Genomic DNA, 16,420 nt, shown 5'->3' with positions numbered 1-16,420 from the left:
ACGATGAAGCCGTCAAATTTCGATATCCTTGAGCCGCAGTGGCCTGATCTCGCAGAGCTCGGACGCTTTGCGGAGTCGTATGCCCATTCGGACCCCGACTCTTCGCTCACGAAAATGCGGATCTTTGTCGAGCGATTGGTCAAAGACCTCTACAGAAGGCTTCGTATCGGTCACGAACCGAATCCACGTCTCGTGGAACTGATCGACGGCGATGAGTTCAAGGCGGTAATGCCTAGGGCTATATTGCTCAAGCTTGACGCGATCCGTGTGCACGGCAATCGCGCTGCGCATGGTGAGAATTCAAAGGCGGCAAACGCGCTAGTGCTCCTTAAAGAGCTTTATCATGTTGCCTGCTGGCTTGCGATATCTGCCAAGAAAGTCAGCGCAGATCAGCTTCCGAAGTACTCCGAACCGCCTAGCCCCGATGTTGCCGCAACGGCCGCTTCGACCCTAAAGCGCCAGATAGCTGAACAAGAACTCCAGTTGTCCGAACTTCTCAAGCGTATTGAGGAGGAAAAGGAGGCGCGGCAAGCGACTGAGGCAGAAGCCGCCAATCTAAAGGAACAGTTAGAGGCTGCAGGACAGTCAGCCGCAAAGGAACTTGGTTTTAACGAACAGGAAACACGCCACTGGCTTGTTGACCGCCAGCTGATCGATGCCGGCTGGACTGTTGGAGATAGCGGAACTTCGACAGACGAAGTCGCGCAAGAGCAGAAAGTACTGCATCAAACCACGCAGACTGGCGAGGGAAGCGCCGATTACGTTCTTTGGAATGATGACGGCAAACCGCTTGCTGTGGTGGAAGTGAAGCGAACCGCAGAAGACCCCGCAAAGGGCAAAATGCAAGCGAAGTACTACGCCGATGGGCTTCAAAAAGAGTACGGACAACGGCCGGTCATTTTCTACACCAATGGCTTCGAAATCTGGGTTTGGGACGATGCACAAGGTTACCCATCTCGGAAAGTCTACGGCTTCTACTCGAAGGACAGCCTTCAACAGCTAGTCTTTCAGCGAACGAATAAGACGCCACTGACCGAGCTTTCACCCGATAAAGCGATTGTCGACCGTTTCTACCAGATTCAGGCAATCAAAAACGTCACTGAAAAATTCGATTCCAAGCGGCGCAAGGCGCTTGTTGTTCAGGCAACTGGTACCGGCAAGACGCGCGTTGCAATTGCGCTCGCGGATGTCTTGATGCGCGCGAATTGGGTGAAGCGGGTACTTTTCCTTTGCGATCGTCGCGAGCTTCGCAAACAGGCCAGGGATGCCTTCACTTCTCACACAAGCCACTCTCCAGTGATCGTCTCTGCTGCGACGGCCGCCGAACGCCAGCATCGTGTGTATCTGGCGACCTATCCAGCCATGATGAAGATCCACCAGACATTCGATCCTGGCTTTTTCGACCTCATCATCGCCGACGAGTCACACCGCAGCATATACAACATCTATCGCGACATCTTTGATTGGTTCGACAGCTTGCAGGTCGGCCTTACGGCTACTCCGGTTGAAATGGTTAGCCGTAGTACTTGTCGCCTCTTTGACTGCTCTTTCCAACAACCGGATTTCAATTACACCTATGAAGAGGCGATTGAGAATGAACCGCCGTTCCTGGTGCCTTTTGAACTCTACACCCACACGACGAAGTTTCTACGTGAAGGCATTCAAGGGTCGTCGCTGACGGATGAACAAATCCGTCAGCTCGAGGATGAAGGCGTCGATCCGAATACGCTCGATTTCGATGCAAGCGCGATTGATCGCGCCGTGTACGTCACTGGTACGAACGACGAGGTGCTGAAGAACCTCATGGAGAACGGCGTTCGAGCGGCCGATGGACAGACCCTCGGGAAGACAATCATTTTTGCCCGAAACCATCGTCACGCAACTCTTCTCCAAGAGCGGTTCGACAAACTCTACCCCCAGTACGGGGGGAAGTTCTGCGCCGTTATCGACAATTATGAACCTCGTGCTGAAGCTCTGATTGATGACTTCAAGGATCCAAAAAGTGAACTAGTCATCGCGATTTCCGTCGACATGCTCGACACGGGTATCGACGTGCCGGAAGTCGTTAATCTTGTCTTCGCCAAACCAGTAAAGTCGAAGGTGAAGTTCTGGCAGATGATTGGGCGTGGAACTCGTCTTTGCCCAAAGCTGTTTGGTGAGGGGAAACCCAAAACTTCGTTCCGCATCTTCGACCATTGGGGAAACTTCGAATACTTCGGGACGCGCTATAAGCCTGCGGAAATCACTGAACAGCTGAGCCTCGCGAGACAAATGTTCGAAGCCCGGATCAGGCTGGCAGAGCAGGCGCAGCTTGAAGCCGAAGACGAGATCTTCAAAGCGGCAATGGATTTGCTTGCAGAGGATATGAATGCTCTTCCGGACGATAGCATTCGCGTCCGAGACAAGTGGCAAGAACTTCGTCGAGCAAAGGTAGACGTGGCGAACAAGATTCTTTCGCCTTCTGTTTCATCTTCGCTCAGAAACGAGATCTCGCCGCTTATGCAATGGCGAAACATTCGTGGGGACTCGCCTGCGATCGAATTCGATCTGCTCATCGCTCAACTGCAGTTTTCCGCTCTTACGGGTGCCGCTACCTTCGTCGACGTCGCCGACGAGGTCAGAAACAAAATCGCGCAACTGCCCATGCACCTAAATCAGGTGAAGGAAAAATCGCAAACCATCAAAGAAACAAAGGCGGCAGACTTTTGGGCGCCAGATAAGCCTAGCTTCGATCAGCTTGAGAAGGTCCGCAAAGATCTGCGCGGGCTCATGCGGTTCATCCAAAGCGACGGGGGCAGCCAGGTAAAGCCGCAGACGATTGATGTCGAGGATACAGACGCGGTTCTTAACCGCGAAAAAACGCGGATATCAGAGATCGATCTCGCCGCCTATCGCGCCAATGTACTTGATGCGCTGAAGGTCCACTTCGACTCGAATCCCACGCTTCAGAAGATTCGTCGCGGCGAATCCGTCTCTGAGACAGAGCTCACCACTTTGATCTCACTCGTTCTGACACAAAACCCCTCTGTCGATCTCAAGACGCTGAAGGAGTTTTATGTTGTGGCCGAGCCGCTCGAGAAGATCATTCGTTCTGTCGTAGGCATGGAGAAAGAAGCCGTGAGCGACAGCTTCCGGGACTTCGTTCACGAGCATCCACAGCTGTCGGCCAAGCAAATGCAATTTTTGAAGCTCCTGCAGAACCACATCGCGAAGCACGGCGGTATCTCTGTCGAACAGCTCTACGAGAAACCCTTTACAACGCTTGCTGCAGATGGCGTAGACGGCGTCTTCAGTGACGCACTGGTTGACGAACTGATCGAACTTCTGGCGAAGTTTGAAAGCGCGCCCGAGCCCAAGCCCGAAATACAAGAATAAGGCAATAAGAATGATAACAGGCACCATCAAACGTGACATCGATCGCCTTTGGACAGAATTCTGGACCGGCGGGATCACCAATCCGCTGACAGTGATCGAACAGATTACCTACCTGATGTTCGCTCGGCTTCTCGACATACAAGAGGCCGCTGACGAGCGCCGCTCCAGCCGCACTGGCCGCCCGTTCCGGCGGCGCTTCTCGGAGAAGGAACAGCACATCCGTTGGCGCAACCTCCGCCAAATCGGAGATCCACAAGAGCTGCTCGTAATTGTCCGCGACGAGGTTTTCCCGCACTTCAAAAAGCTTGCGACGGCCCAGGCCGATGAGATTGCAAACGAGCGCGCACTGGCCAACCTGATGCGCGATGCGCAGCTGATGATCGTCAAGCCATCGCTACTGGCAAAGGCGATCGAGATGGTAGAGCTCTTGCCGCTGACGGAAGGCGACAAGAAGGGTGACATCTACGAGTACCTGCTGATGAAGCTGACGACGGCCGGCATCAACGGCCAGTTCCGCACACCACGGCACATTATCGACCTTATGGTCGCAATTGTTGATCCCAAGCCTACAGATCGGATCGCAGACCCTTCTTGCGGGACCGGCGGCTTCCTCGTGCAAACCGTCGAATACCTCCGCAAGAAGTATACTTCCGAAGACGGAATTCTTCGAGAAACGGATCCCGAAACTGGCGAGGAGTTGGTCACCTATACTGGCGACAAGCTAACCCCAGAGGAGTGGAATAGAATCGAAACCGAAATGTTTCATGGTTTCGACTTCGACGCGACCATGCTCCGACTGGCCGCTATGAATATGATGCTGCACGGCGTTAACGATGCCGGGATCGCGTATAAGGACACTCTTTCTTCTAACTACGAAGAGCGCGACGCATACGACGTCATTCTAGCGAACCCGCCCTTCAAGGGTGCGCTCGACTTCGAAGATATTGACCGATCGCTGACGCGGATTGTGAAAACGAAGAAGACCGAGCTTTTATTCATTGGCTTGATCCTGCGGATGTTAAAGGATGGTGGTCGGGCGGCCGTTATTGTTCCCGATGGAGTACTCTTTGGCGCATCCACAGCGCATCGCGACCTGCGACAGAAGCTGCTCGACGAAAACCAGCTAGAAGCAGTGATCTCGCTGCCAAGCGGGGTGTTCAAGCCCTATGCCGGTGTTTCCACAGCTATAATGGTCTTCACAAAGGGCGGACGGACCGACGACGTTTTCTATTACGATGTAGAAGCAGACGGCTATTCATTGGACGACAAGCGCGACAAGATAAAAGCTGATGACCTGCCCGATTGCCTTAAAGCGTGGACGAACCGGAATTCTGATCGCGATACCGACAGGACGCAAAAGGCATTTCTTGTATCTGCGCAAGACATTCGCGACGCAAACTATGATCTCTCGCTCAGCCGCTATAGGGAGCGTGTCTACGAAGAAGAAGAATACGACAAGCCGACGGTCATCCTCGACCGAATTGTAAGTCTAAATACCGACATCGCCAAAGATCTCTCCGATCTGAAGGAGATGCTTACATGACGATAGTAGCATTGAGTGATGTCGCGCATGCGGTTATGGGGCAGGCGCCGCCCGGACGGGAATGTAACAAAGATGGAATTGGAACAGTATTCGTCAAAGCCGGTGAGTTCAGCGATCGCTATCCTGTTGTGCGAGAGTGGACGACTAAGCCATTGAAAATGGCTCAAACTGGTGACTCGCTGGTATGCGTCGTGGGCGCTACGGCTGGAAAGGTCAACCAAGCTATAGATTGTGCCATTGGCCGGTCGGTTGCCGCTGTCAGACCTTCAGATCAAATTGACAGCGACTACCTCTATCGCTTCTTGGATAGCCAAGTCCTTCGGTTGCGGGAAAACTCTCAGGGGGCCGCCCAAGGCGTGATTACGCGTGACATGCTTCACAACCTGTCGCTACCGCTCCCATCGATCGAAGAGCAGCGCCGAATTGCCACGATCCTCGACAAAGCCGATGCGGTTCGCCGTAATCACGAGGAAGCCCTTGGCCTTGCAGGTGAGTTTCTCAAGTCGGTATTCTTGGAAATTTTTGGGGACCCTGTGCTCAATACTAACCGGTATCCAGCCGTTCCACTTTCCGAGTTTGAGAAGTTCATCACTAGTGGCTCTCGTGGTTGGGCAAAGTATTATTCTGAAGAGGGCCAGATTTTTCTTCGCATCGGAAATGTCGGAAGAGGAGATCTCAAGCTTGATGACCTTGTCTACGTAGCAGCACCAAACACAGCCGAGGCAAAGCGAACGCGGGTCAGAAAAAATGATATATTGCTAAGTATCACCGCCGACCTCGGACGAACGGCTGTGGTGCCTGAAGCACTTACGGGCGCTCACATCAATCAACACTTAGCAATTATCCGACTCGCGGGAATTTCGGCGCACTACGTGAACGCGTATCTGTCGTCGGCCGGTGGCCAAATGCAATTCCGGAGCCTCGACAAAGTGGGTGTAAAATCGGGTCTCAACTTCAGTGATATTCGGTCCTTGAGAATCCTGGTCCCTCCAAAGTCCGATCAATCCAAATTTGAAAAAGTCTTGGAACAAAACTCCCGGACAGTGGAGTTGCTGAAAAAGGCTAAGGCAGAAGCTGATGATTTGTGCGCCTCAGTCGCGCAGCGCGCTTTTCGCGGTGAACTATAGGTAAATGAGATGCGGCTAACACGAATTGAGATTGAAAACTTCAAGGGTATCGGACGGCGCCAAGCGATTGACTTGCGCCCAATCACGCTCCTGTTTGGTCCAAACAGCGCAGGGAAGAGCACTGTCCTCCACGCGCTCCACTACGCCCGCGAGATCATAGAGCGGCGCAACGCAAACGCTGACTCAACTATCGCCGGAGGCGCTCTAAACCTCGGCGGCTTCCAGAACATTGTGCATGGCAGGGATCTTGATCGACCAATTCGAATTCGGTTGGTTTCGACTGTTCCGCATTCTGACGCAGATGCCTTCAAAGTTAACCGGATGGGACTGTCTGGAAGACCCGTGGGCCGGCGAAGGGTCGTTGAAGTCCGTTCGGATGACGAAAATGCTAATAACCTCAGTCCCGCGTTCTTCGATACTATGATAGGCCATATCGCCTATTTCACTCGAGCTGATGAGATTACCGGTAATTCAGATGATGAGGGTATATTCTTTAACGTAACCGCTGAAGAGGTTGTAGTTCAGAAGGTCGCGATTGAGCTTGAAGTTCGATGGGATCACAGGCGTAACGAGGCATTTGTGTCAAAATATTCCGTGGATCTGAATGATGATTCAGTATTCGAAGTTGTGGCCCCTGACCTCTCGAACGAAGCACGAATTCAAAGCTTTAATTTTGATCACCCTCTCTTCCGAGTTGTGTTATCGGGCTCAAAGTCACAGGTATCTTTCGGGGAGTTTGAAATCTCTCCTGTATTGGAACTTGTCGCTACGCTCTCAATTTCTTCTCTTTCAGAAGCGAGATCTGGAGAACTTGAACCGAAAGACCTAAGCGTCAACGTACTCGGCACGTTGGGAGCATTACCGTCCTTAGATTCGGCGCCTGATTTTCATCTTAAAGACTTAGCCATGAGCGACGGAGATGAACCAAGTTCTTTTCTTGATAAGTCGATGCTCGAGATACTGCTCTCAGAGCTCATGCAAGCGCCTCTCAAGACAACCAAAGAGCTACTTCAAAACAGCGTTTACATAGGACCTTTGCGGGATATTCCTCCACGCGGATTTCAACCTCAACTCATAACTTCGGAAGAGCGCTGGGCGAATGGCCTTGGAGCATGGGACGCACTTCTATCCGCGAATGAGAGAGAGACCAGACTACTCGATCGAGTTAACTTCTGGCTTGGAGACAGCGACCGACTCGACACTGGTTATCGCTTCGAACAAAGAAAATTCCGACGTATCGAATATGGTGATGATATTGCCGCCCTAGAGGCACGCGCCGAATACGAAGGAACGGCCGACGAGTTCTTGGACGCGCTGAAGCGTTTGCCTTGGAAGCATGAGGTAGTGCTGCGCGACGAACGAACCGGAATCGATGTGCTGCCAAGCGACATCGGGGTCGGCCTCTCTCAGCTAATCCCGATCATAACGATGCCGTACAAGCGAACGGGCCTTTTCTCAATCGAGCAACCAGAGCTTCACGTACATCCGCGAGTTCAAGTTCGACTGGCCGATCTATTTATTTCGACCATGACATCTAGCAGCGAAGACGATCCAATTTGCGATACGTGGCTTGTTGAGACGCATAGTGAGCATGTGATGCTACGACTAAAGCGTCGCTTGCGACAAACTGACGAAAGCGAGCTTCCAGACTGGCTGCCACCGCTGCACCCGGAAGACCTCGCAATATACTTTGTCGAGATGGAGGAGAGCGGCGCCCGTTTCTATGAAATCGGAATCGACGAAGAGGGCGAGTTCACTACCGTGTGGCCTAAGGGATTCTTTGCGGAACGACGCGAGGAACTGCTCTAGCCATGATGTTCGAATATGCGCTTGACCCTTTGGAAGTTGCTACCTGGGGGTCGAAGGAGAAATACTCTGTCGTCGTGGAGGCCTTTGGGGTTGGAACACCCAGAGTATCCGTCCGGCTTCCCAAGGCTTGGAAGCGCCTGGTTTGGCAAGCGTTTGCAGGCGGAAGTCCCGAAGATCAGATACGTCTCGAAGAAGTCGTGAACGCAATTTCAGAGGTTCAGGCAAGGCGCGCCTACGAAAATCGTTCATGGGATTCCGACTGGCTCGGCTCCGCGCATGAGGAGCACAAGTCTAATCCATTTCATGCGATTATCTCGAACAGAAAGTTAGATGAGACGGATGCTTGTGAACTCACATTTCAAGATCTTCATCCACGAAATCCAACTTGGCATTTGGAAGATAGAGCAAACTTTACACGCGAGGCCGAAGGATTCTTTAATTGTTTCGCTCCACTTCTGACACTAGGGAAGCAATTTAAGCTCATTGATGCCAACCTCAGGCCAGCAGAGGCTCGTTTTAAGAACGTGTGGCAGCGGTTGCTTGCAGCGGCGGCTTCACGTCATGGTCCGGAGAACGTAAAAGTTCAGATCTTCTCTGAAAACTCTCAGATCCATCCTTCGTGGGAACTATTCGAGAGGAATCTTCGAAACTGGCCCCGGCAGGTCATACCGGCTGGGATGGTCGTCGAATTTATTCGCTTGGAACAAATAGGAAGGGAAAGATTCCACGACCGCTTGGTTCTTACTGAACTCGGCGGCGCCTACCTACCGGATGGACTGGACGAAGAGGACCAACCCACCCCAGGGCGCGGCAGGGCAGCGCTACTTCGACGAACTGACTACGCACGATGCTGGGACATCTATCGCAAGGATGGTTCAGACTTCAGAATGGAGAACTCGTTGACACTCGTCGGCGAGTAACAAGGAGGCGATACCGATGCAGGTGGCTGCAGCCGCACAGCGCCGAAGGCAAATCTTAAGTCGAATTCTACTAGGTGTTTGATCCCAGGGTTTGATGGTGCGATCTTTTCCTTGGAATGGAAGGAGGCACTATGGGCCAGGTTCTTCACGGGAGCGCCACCACGACAGAGGCAATCCGTCGAGCAATACAGAATAGTGAAGAGAGCCTGAGGGTTCTGGCCAAGCGGCACGGGATCAACCAAAAGACCGTTGCCAAGTGGAAGAAGCGGACCTCGGTCGCCGATCTTCCGGCTGGGCCGAAGGATGCCAAGTCGACGGTTCTGAGCCTGGACGAGGAAGCGATGATCGTCGCTTTCCGTCGGCACACGCTTCTGCCGCTGGACGATTGCCTCTATGCCTTGCAGCCCTCGATCCCGCATCTGACGAGATCATCACTACACCGCTGCCTTCAGCGCCATGACATCAGCCGCCTGCCTGACGTCGAGGGCGACAAGCCCGCGAAGCGGAAGTTCAAGGCCTACCCGATCGGCTACTTCCACATCGACATCGCCGAAGTGCAAACCGCTGAAGGCAAGCTCTACATGTTCGTCGCGATCGACCGGACATCGAAGTTCGCTTTTGTGGAACTTCACCCGAAGACCGGGAAGATGGTCGCCGCCGCTTTTCTGCGCAACCTGATCGCTGCTGTGCCCTACAGGATCCATACCCTGCTCACGGACAACGGCATCCAGTTCACCAATCACGAACGGCATGTCCATGCTTTCGAGCACATCTTCGACCGGGTCTGCCGTGAGCATCAAATCGACCACAGGCTGACCAAGGTCAAACACCCTTGGACCAACGGTCAGGTCGAGCGGATGAACCGCACGATCAAGGATGCGACCGTCAAACGCTTCCACTACGACGACCACGATCAGCTGCGCCAGCATCTCGACAACTTGATTGACGCCTACAACTTCGGACGGCGGCTGAAAACTCTCAAAGGCCTCACGCCCTACGAGTTCATCTGCAAATGCTGGACTTCACAGCCAGAACGATTCACCCTTAAGCCGATCCACCACATGCCGGGACTGAACACCTAACTTGTTGAGATTGTTCGTAAAGTATGGTTGCGGGGACAGGATTTGAACCTGTGACCTTCAGGTTATGAGCCTGATTGCCGGGGCGCTGGTCCGGAAGCCTGCACTCGGATTGAACTGATCAACGCGGTCAGTCTTCGGTCACGTCGCCAACCGGAACGACCCATATCCCTTCATCGGCATTCCAGACGGGCGGCTTGACGTCCCGCATGTCTGTTGGAATGCCACCGGTTGTCGCGACGACGTCTCCCTCGATCCGAAGGATGTGACCGGACCTTTCGTCACCGTCGCTCCAGATGAAGCGGTCGGATCTGAAGCTGATAAAATCTCCCACTTTCGGTTTCATCGGACTGGTCACAAGCTGTTCGCGTGACTGGACACACGCTCTCTTGGGCCACGCAGTCAAGTCGATGCATTCGCCCGGAGGCCCCACTCACCTCTTGTACCCGGCGGCAAGGGATTCGAACCCTTGAGACGGCAGGCCTACGTCACCAACATCACCCCTTGAACCTTGAACAATGCCTGAGTTCGTGCAACCGGCAGTCGAGCGCGTATAGAGCCTGGGACATACTGTCGACCTGGTCATCGTATTTGCCATTAGGAAAAGCGGCAGCCTCGGCGATGAAGCTCTCGCACCATGGCGTGTCGTTTCGGATCCGAACCTCCCCCGCCTCGATTTTGGCCGACTGAATGGACATGCGTTCGACTTTGCTCTTGCGGGGGGTCGATCCGCGAATGCCGGCAGGCTGGGCCCGCCGCAGATCACCATAGAGGCTGTGTCCCACACCGACGGCCTCGACCACGATGAGATCGGGCTGCCACTTCGAGCGGAGCGTCATAGCGGCCTTTTTCAGGTCTGGATACAGGTATTGCCGCCGGTGCACGTCGAGCAGGTCGACATGTTTGCCGACAAGACCCCACGTGGTGCAGACTGAAAAGTCATTGGATTCTCCCGGCACGGCTGCCGGGTCCCAGCTCTGGATCACCGCCTCGTAGTCGCAGCGTCGCAGCAAGGTCGGAATGGCGCCGAACCATTCCGGCTTGATAATGCCGCCGCCTTCGGGAACCGGCGCCTGCTGGTACTGGGTCTCGAAGGCCCGGCTGCCCATACTGCGCCGGTATTGGTCCAGCTCTGCCCGCCCCATATGGTCCGGCAGCAATATTTCTCCCGGCTTGCGGGTCCAGATGAGATCGCCCGTCAGGTGGATCTCGCGTTTACGGGTCTCGATCGCGGGCAGTTCCAGGACATCCCAGTCTCCGGTTGCGATGAGCCGCCCGGCCAGGTCGTCCTCGTGGAGGCGCTGTGCCACCACGATGATGGCACCCTCATTAGGTGAGTTGAGCCGTGTCACGGCGGTGGAGTTGAACCAATCCCATACCGCCTCGCGCCGCGTTTCCGACGCGACCTCGTCGGCCTTCATCGGGTCATCGATGATCAGCATGTCACCGCCCTTGCCAGTCAGCGCACCGCCGATTGACGTGCTCAAACGCAAGCCGGCCTTGGTCGTGAGCAGTTCCTCGACCGACGCCTTGGCGGGGTCGATCTGGAGGTCCGGGAAGACTGCACGATACCATTCGGTCAGCATCAGATGGCGGCTCTGCCGGCTGAATGTCTCCGAGAGGCTCGCCCCGTAACTGATCGTCACGATCCGCTTGGTCGGGTCGCGCCCGAGGACCCAGGCCGGGAAGGCGACCGTGACGCAATGCGACTTCAGGTGCCGCGGCGGCATCAGGATCAGGAGGCGCCGGGTCTCACCCCGGAGAACCCGCTCCAGCTGGTAGCAAATTGCGCGGATATGGTGACCATAGTGATACGCGGCCCCCGGGTTAAGTTCGTAAAACGCCCGCTCGACGAAGGCACAAGGGTTGTAGAAGTAGAGCGCGGCAAGGGTGTCAGAAGGCGTCATAGTCGGTCTCCCCGGTGACTGTTGTGTCACCCTCGTCTTCGGCCAATTGCGCCTTTGCCTCCTCCAGGATGCCGATCCAGTCGGCACGATGTTCCAGGACCTTGAGGTCGGCGGCGGTCACTTTCAGAGCGGGGGGCTCAGTGACACTTGCGTCGCCCGAACCCAGCTTGTCGGCCACGAACTTGACCGCGGCCATGTCGCCCTTCATCGCTTTCATCAGGACGGCCACCAGCATCGCCTCGTCCTGGGTCATCGACACCGGCGTGCCGTTCTGGATGACGACGATCTCCTTGCCCGCAAGCTTCTTCAGCTTTGCCTCCAGCGACTCCGATTTCGTCGGCTTTCCACTTGGGTGGCCCGACTGACCCTTCTTCCACTGGGTATGTTTGGGAGGGTTCTTGTAGCCTACCCCCTTGCTGCCCTCGGTTGTGGTTTTCTTCGCCATCAGAAGCCCTCCTTGTCGTCGCAGTCATTTTGCCCACCTTCAGCAGCAAGGCCGTCGAACGTCGCGCCACTTTCGGCATGGATGGCCTGCCCGCCCGTCATCGCCTGCCAGCGCCGGATCGCGAGATCGACGTAACGCGGCTCGATCTCGACCCCGCTGCAGCGCCGCCGTGTCCGCTCTGCGGCAAGCAGCGTCGTGCCGGACCCGAGGAAGGGATCCACCACCAGATGGCCGGGTTCGGTCACGTCAAGGAGCGCGTCCATGACGAGCCGGATCGGCTTGACGGTCGGATGAGCGTGGAAGTCGTCGTCTGCATCTGTCTGCCCACCGGTCGCGCCGGCATACGTCCAGACGTTCGAGCGGTTGCGGCCAAACTTGCCAAGCTGGACGTTGTTCTGGTGCCCGGCCCCCGACCGACGCGCCACGAAGACCAGTTCATGCTGGCTCCGGTAGAGGCTGCCCATACCGGGGTTCGTTTTTACCCAGACGCAGATATTGAGCAGGTCGAGTCCCAGTGCATCAAGCGCTTCGGTCATCTCGCCGACATGACGCCAGTCCATGCAGGCGAAGAGCACGCCACCGGGCTTGAGCACGGCAGCGGCATTGCCCAAGGTTTCAATCAGGAACCTCACGAAGTCGGGCCGGGACATCTCGCCCGAGGCTTCCGCGAACTCGGCAAATCCAGCCGCCGCGCTGCGCAGAAAGCCATTCACCTTCAGGTTGTAAGGAGCGTCGCTGAAAACCGCATCGACAACCTGCCCGTCGAGCAGGGCGGCGATCGCCGTCGTATCCCTTGCCGAGCCGCACAGGATCCTGTGGTCACCCAGGCCCCAGACATCCCCCGCCCGGGACACGACCGGCGTGTCAGGTTTCACAAGCCCCGAGAGATCATCCGCGGGGTCGGGTTCTTCGGCATCGCCCGCGCCGAACCGGATCGCCTCAAGCTCCGGCAGAACGAATCCCGGGATCTCGAGCACACCGCCGATCTCGATGATCTCGTTGATTTCCAGACGGAGCGCCTCATTGTCCCATTCGGCCGTCTCCTGCAGCTTGTTGAGAGAGAGCGCCAACCTGCGGATTTCGACGTCGGGAAGATCGTCGACCAGGATGCAGGGCAGTTTCTCGGCGCCGAGACGCAGGGCGGCCGCGAGCCGGGTATGCCCGTCGACCACCTCGTAGCGCTCACCGCCCGGCTTGCTGCGCACGAGGATCGGGATCCGGAAGCCGAAGGTCTCGATCGACCGCATCACCGCTTCGGTCTGGCTCTTCACTGCGCGCCGAACCCGGCGCGGCGCCTGGTCGATCAGTTTGACCAAAAGCCAGACCAGTGTGACCTCCGCGAACAGGTCGTTCTTGCCATGCGCTGCGGAAGTCTCAAGCTGGACACAAGTTGATGCCAGCACGTTCTCTGCGGCCGCATCGTTCAGGTCCGTTCCCGGGGGATCCGGAATCGCCGGGTCAGTGTTGGGATGTTCAGTCATAGTTGCCTCCTTCGGTTTGAAGGGGAGGCGGAGGTGGGGCTGGGAGCAATCGACGCAGCGGTGACAACCAGCCGATACTCTCCACATCCCCAATGGGTTGCGTGATCGGTGGTCGCGAGCATCCTGCTGCGACAATTTCATGACACATACACCAACAGAAAAGGTCGAGCAACAGGAAAATACCGTAACCAATTGATTTTGGTTGACAAACGCGTCTCGGGGCAATGGCGTTCCCAATCGAAACAACGGACTGGACTTCGCCGTTGAAGAGAGCGTCATTGGTCCCAGGCCCGGTTTTAAACCCGGGCGTGCCTCGGTAGGGCTGGCAAGATGCCAGACCCCGCAAACCCGAGGAGAAGACAATGTCCCAGACAACCAAGACCCCGACCCGCGAGACCAAGTCCGCCCTCGTCAGGCGACTGCTCGCGCGCAAATCCGGCGCCGATCTCGCCGCTCTGCAGGACGCCACCGGCTGGCAGCCGCATTCGGTGCGGGCCGCCCTCAGCACGCTGCGCAAGGCCGGCTATACCATCGACCGCCTCCCGCCGAAGAAGGAGGGTGGTGCGGTCGCCTACCGCATTGCCGCCACGCCGGAGGCCGCATGAAGCTCTCCGTCGCCGAGATCGAGACCATGGACCGGGCGGCGCTCGTCGCCGCCTGGGACCATCTCTTCGGCGTGTCGGTGCCGAAGAGCCTGAGCCAGGCCTTCCTGCGTCGGTTCCTCGCCTTCGAGATCCAGGCGCGTCGCTCTGGCGGGCTGCCGAAGGGGTTCGTGGCGGAGTTGGAGCGCCGGGCCAGTGGCCGCGGACCGGCCTCCACTTCCGCCCTCAAACCCGGTGGCCGCCTTCTTCGGGAATGGAACGGGGTGACCCACGAGGTCGAGGTCAGCGAGGCCGGCTACCTCTGGAACCGGGAGACCTATCTCTCGCTCTCCGCGGTGGCCCGCGCCATCACCGGCGCGCATTGGTCCGGGCCCCGGTTCTTCGGCCTGAAGGAGGGAAGCTGATGACGGCGCCGAAGATCCGCTGCGCGATCTATACCCGCAAGTCCTCGGAGGAAGGACTGGACCAGAGCTTCAACTCGCTCGACGCCCAGGCCGAGGCCTGCGCGGCTTTCATCGCCAGCCAGAAGCATGAAGGTTGGGTTTTGGCCCGCGACCGCTTCGATGATGGCGGGGTCTCGGGCGGGACGCTCGAGCGTCCGGCCCTTGCCCGCCTCCTCGCCGAGATCGATGCCCGCCGCATCGGCATGGTCGTGGTCTACAAGATCGATCGTCTCACCCGGTCGCTGACCGACTTCGCCAAGCTCGTCGAGCGGTTCGACGCCGCCGGCTGTTCCTTCGTCTCCGTTACCCAGGCCTTCAACACCGCGACCTCCATGGGACGCCTCACCCTCAACGTTCTCCTGTCCTTCGCCCAGTTCGAACGCGAGGTCACCGCCGAGCGTATCCGCGACAAGATCGCCGCCTCGAAGAAGCAGGGGATGTGGATGGGCGGTCTGCCGCCCCTGGGATACGATCCGCATCCCGACCCGATGGTGCGGGAACTCGTGGTCAATGCACCCGAGGCGGAGACGGTCCGCACCCTCTTCTCCCTCTACGACCAGCACGGCAAGATCACCGATGTCGAACGCGCCGCCTCTGAACTCGGGCTGCGTTCCAAGCTGCATCGGTTCCGATCGGGCCGCGAACAAGGGGGCGGACATCTCTCCACCGGCCAGATCCACAAGATCCTCACCAACCCGGTCTACCGCGGCCAGATCCGCCATAGGACCCTCGTCTGGCCCGGGCGTCATCCAGCCATCGTCGACGAGAATCTCTGGGCACGGGTCCAGGAGAAGTTGCAGGCGGCCTCACGGCGCAGGCGCGGCCGCAGGTCGGACACCGAGACCCCGCCGCTCACTGGAAAGTTCCGCGACGAGACCGGCGACCGTCTGACCCCGACCCACAGCCGCAAGGACGGCAAGCGCCATCCCTACTATGTCTCGAACCGGCTGATTTCGGGTGGGCCCGATCCCACCGGATGGCGCCTGCCCGGCCGGAAGCTCGAGGTCCTCGTCGCCAATGCCATCGCCGATCACATCGTGCAGGCGACGAACGGGCATCGACTGCTCGCAAAGCCCGATCTCCGGGCGGACCCAGGCCATCTCGATGCAGCCCGCGACCTCGTCCAAGTACTCCGCGCACCAAACCCTGACCTGTTGCGCCGACTTCTCGTCGGCGGCACCATCGGGCCGCAGAAGATCGTGCTCGCGCTCGATCCCGACACCCTGTCCGACGCACTCCATCTCCCGGCCGACGATCTTTCGCCGAACCTCCTCGATCTCTCGGCACCGGTTCATCTCCGCCGCCGCGGCGTCGAGGCAAAGCTGGTGACGGGCGAGACGGAGCCCGATCCTGACCCGGTGCTGCTCCGCACGCTCTCCGACGCGCATCGCTGGATCGCGGCCTTGCGCAGCGGTACCCCGCTCGCCGCGATCGCGCGCAAGGCCGGACACCATGACGCCTTCATCCGGACCCGCGCGCCCCTCGCCCTTCTCTCCCCGAAGCTCCAGCGCGCCATCTGCGAAGGCACGCTGCCGCCGGAGCTTACCCTGCACCGGATCCTGCAACGCCCGATCCCTCACGACTGGCAGGAGCAGGAGCGCCTCTACGGCGTCTGAGCAGCGGTCCGGGCGGCGGCCTTCTCCAGGCGCCTCGTCCCGGATCGCCCGGTGTCGGAAATTCCCTGCATAT

General features: G+C 57.4%; 13 protein-coding genes and 1 tRNA gene. 9 read left to right on the top strand and 5 right to left on the bottom strand.

Annotated features, from left to right (window positions below; translation table 11 throughout):
- Window positions 1-3: 3 nt before the first annotated feature.
- From QKW60_RS16150 to QKW60_RS16125, 6 genes are all read left to right on the top strand, one after another.
- Complete coding sequence (locus QKW60_RS16150) at window positions 4-3,375, top strand: DEAD/DEAH box helicase family protein (protein WP_282370184.1); 3,372 nt, start codon at window positions 4-6, stop codon at window positions 3,373-3,375.
- Window positions 3,376-3,385: 10 nt separating this feature from the next.
- The gene (locus QKW60_RS16145; protein ID WP_282370183.1) at window positions 3,386-4,918 is read left to right on the top strand and encodes a type I restriction-modification system subunit M; all 1,533 of its coding nucleotides are present in this window, start codon (window positions 3,386-3,388) and stop codon (window positions 4,916-4,918) included.
- Window positions 4,915-6,045, top strand: a complete 1,131-nt coding sequence (locus tag QKW60_RS16140) for a restriction endonuclease subunit S (RefSeq protein ID WP_282370181.1) — start codon at window positions 4,915-4,917, stop codon at window positions 6,043-6,045. Before QKW60_RS16145 ends, QKW60_RS16140 begins: the two co-directional genes overlap by 4 nt.
- 9 nt (window positions 6,046-6,054) lie before the next feature.
- Complete coding sequence (locus QKW60_RS16135) at window positions 6,055-7,854, top strand: AAA family ATPase (protein ID WP_282370180.1); 1,800 nt, start codon at window positions 6,055-6,057, stop codon at window positions 7,852-7,854.
- A 2-nt stretch (window positions 7,855-7,856) separates the two neighbouring features.
- A complete protein-coding gene (locus QKW60_RS16130; protein ID WP_282370179.1) occupies window positions 7,857-8,774 on the top strand; it encodes a hypothetical protein in 918 nt (305 codons plus the stop codon).
- A gap of 131 nt (window positions 8,775-8,905) precedes the next feature.
- Window positions 8,906-9,856 carry an IS481 family transposase gene (locus tag QKW60_RS16125; protein ID WP_282370178.1) on the top strand — a complete coding sequence of 317 codons (951 nt, stop codon included), beginning with the start codon at window positions 8,906-8,908 and terminating at the stop codon, window positions 9,854-9,856.
- Window positions 9,857-9,880: 24 nt separating this feature from the next.
- Here QKW60_RS16125 and QKW60_RS16120 read toward each other — a convergent pair.
- The 5 genes from QKW60_RS16120 to QKW60_RS16100 all read right to left on the bottom strand — a co-directional run bounded on the left by QKW60_RS16120 (window position 9,881) and on the right by QKW60_RS16100 (window position 13,686).
- Window positions 9,881-9,982, bottom strand: a tRNA-Leu gene (locus tag QKW60_RS16120).
- 1 nt (window position 9,983) lies between these two features.
- Window positions 9,984-10,199, bottom strand: coding sequence for a hypothetical protein (locus QKW60_RS16115; protein ID WP_282370177.1), 216 nt, complete (start codon window positions 10,197-10,199; stop codon window positions 9,984-9,986).
- Between the two features lie 151 nt (window positions 10,200-10,350).
- Entirely contained in the window at window positions 10,351-11,760 is a 1,410-nt protein-coding gene (terL, locus tag QKW60_RS16110; RefSeq protein ID WP_282370176.1) for a phage terminase large subunit, read from the bottom strand.
- Entirely contained in the window at window positions 11,747-12,205 is a 459-nt protein-coding gene (locus QKW60_RS16105; protein WP_282370175.1) for a DUF5681 domain-containing protein, read from the bottom strand. The genes terL and QKW60_RS16105 overlap by 14 nt, the downstream gene beginning before the upstream one ends.
- On the bottom strand, window positions 12,205-13,686 hold the full coding sequence (locus QKW60_RS16100; protein WP_282370174.1) for a DNA modification methylase: 1,482 nt from the start codon (window positions 13,684-13,686) through the stop codon (window positions 12,205-12,207). Before QKW60_RS16100 ends, QKW60_RS16105 begins: the two co-directional genes overlap by 1 nt.
- Window positions 13,687-14,048: 362 nt before the next feature.
- Between QKW60_RS16100 and QKW60_RS16095 the strand changes: the two genes are divergently transcribed.
- The 3 genes from QKW60_RS16095 to QKW60_RS16085 are packed head-to-tail and all read left to right on the top strand — an operon-like array spanning window position 14,049 to window position 16,347.
- Window positions 14,049-14,291 carry a DUF3489 domain-containing protein gene (locus QKW60_RS16095; RefSeq protein ID WP_282370173.1) on the top strand — a complete coding sequence of 81 codons (243 nt, stop codon included), beginning with the start codon at window positions 14,049-14,051 and terminating at the stop codon, window positions 14,289-14,291.
- Window positions 14,288-14,692, top strand: a complete 405-nt coding sequence (locus QKW60_RS16090; RefSeq protein ID WP_282370172.1) for a DUF2924 domain-containing protein — start codon at window positions 14,288-14,290, stop codon at window positions 14,690-14,692. The genes QKW60_RS16095 and QKW60_RS16090 overlap by 4 nt, the downstream gene beginning before the upstream one ends.
- Window positions 14,692-16,347, top strand: a complete 1,656-nt coding sequence (locus QKW60_RS16085; protein WP_282370171.1) for a recombinase family protein — start codon at window positions 14,692-14,694, stop codon at window positions 16,345-16,347. Before QKW60_RS16090 ends, QKW60_RS16085 begins: the two co-directional genes overlap by 1 nt.
- Window positions 16,348-16,420: the final 73 nt, after the last annotated feature.

This window comes from Albidovulum aestuarii (assembly GCF_029961185.1).
GTDB lineage: Bacteria > Pseudomonadota > Alphaproteobacteria > Rhodobacterales > Rhodobacteraceae > Albidovulum > Albidovulum aestuarii.
Note: the sequence above shows the minus strand (reverse complement) of the source record. Positions and strands in the feature narration are given on the sequence as shown.

Coding starts and splice junctions, on each gene's coding strand:
- QKW60_RS16135 (WP_282370180.1), top strand. CDS start 6,055: ATGCGGCTAACACGAATTGAGATTGAAAACTTCAAGGGTATCGGACGG.
- terL (WP_282370176.1), bottom strand. CDS start 11,760: ATGACGCCTTCTGACACCCTTGCCGCGCTCTACTTCTACAACCCTTGT.
- QKW60_RS16130 (WP_282370179.1), top strand. CDS start 7,857: ATGATGTTCGAATATGCGCTTGACCCTTTGGAAGTTGCTACCTGGGGG.
- QKW60_RS16100 (WP_282370174.1), bottom strand. CDS start 13,686: ATGACTGAACATCCCAACACTGACCCGGCGATTCCGGATCCCCCGGGA.
- QKW60_RS16085 (WP_282370171.1), top strand. CDS start 14,692: ATGACGGCGCCGAAGATCCGCTGCGCGATCTATACCCGCAAGTCCTCG.
- QKW60_RS16105 (WP_282370175.1), bottom strand. CDS start 12,205: ATGGCGAAGAAAACCACAACCGAGGGCAGCAAGGGGGTAGGCTACAAG.
- QKW60_RS16125 (WP_282370178.1), top strand. CDS start 8,906: ATGGGCCAGGTTCTTCACGGGAGCGCCACCACGACAGAGGCAATCCGT.
- QKW60_RS16115 (WP_282370177.1), bottom strand. CDS start 10,199: ATGAAACCGAAAGTGGGAGATTTTATCAGCTTCAGATCCGACCGCTTC.
- QKW60_RS16095 (WP_282370173.1), top strand. CDS start 14,049: ATGTCCCAGACAACCAAGACCCCGACCCGCGAGACCAAGTCCGCCCTC.
- QKW60_RS16145 (WP_282370183.1), top strand. CDS start 3,386: ATGATAACAGGCACCATCAAACGTGACATCGATCGCCTTTGGACAGAA.
- QKW60_RS16140 (WP_282370181.1), top strand. CDS start 4,915: ATGACGATAGTAGCATTGAGTGATGTCGCGCATGCGGTTATGGGGCAG.
- QKW60_RS16090 (WP_282370172.1), top strand. CDS start 14,288: ATGAAGCTCTCCGTCGCCGAGATCGAGACCATGGACCGGGCGGCGCTC.
- QKW60_RS16150 (WP_282370184.1), top strand. CDS start 4: ATGAAGCCGTCAAATTTCGATATCCTTGAGCCGCAGTGGCCTGATCTC.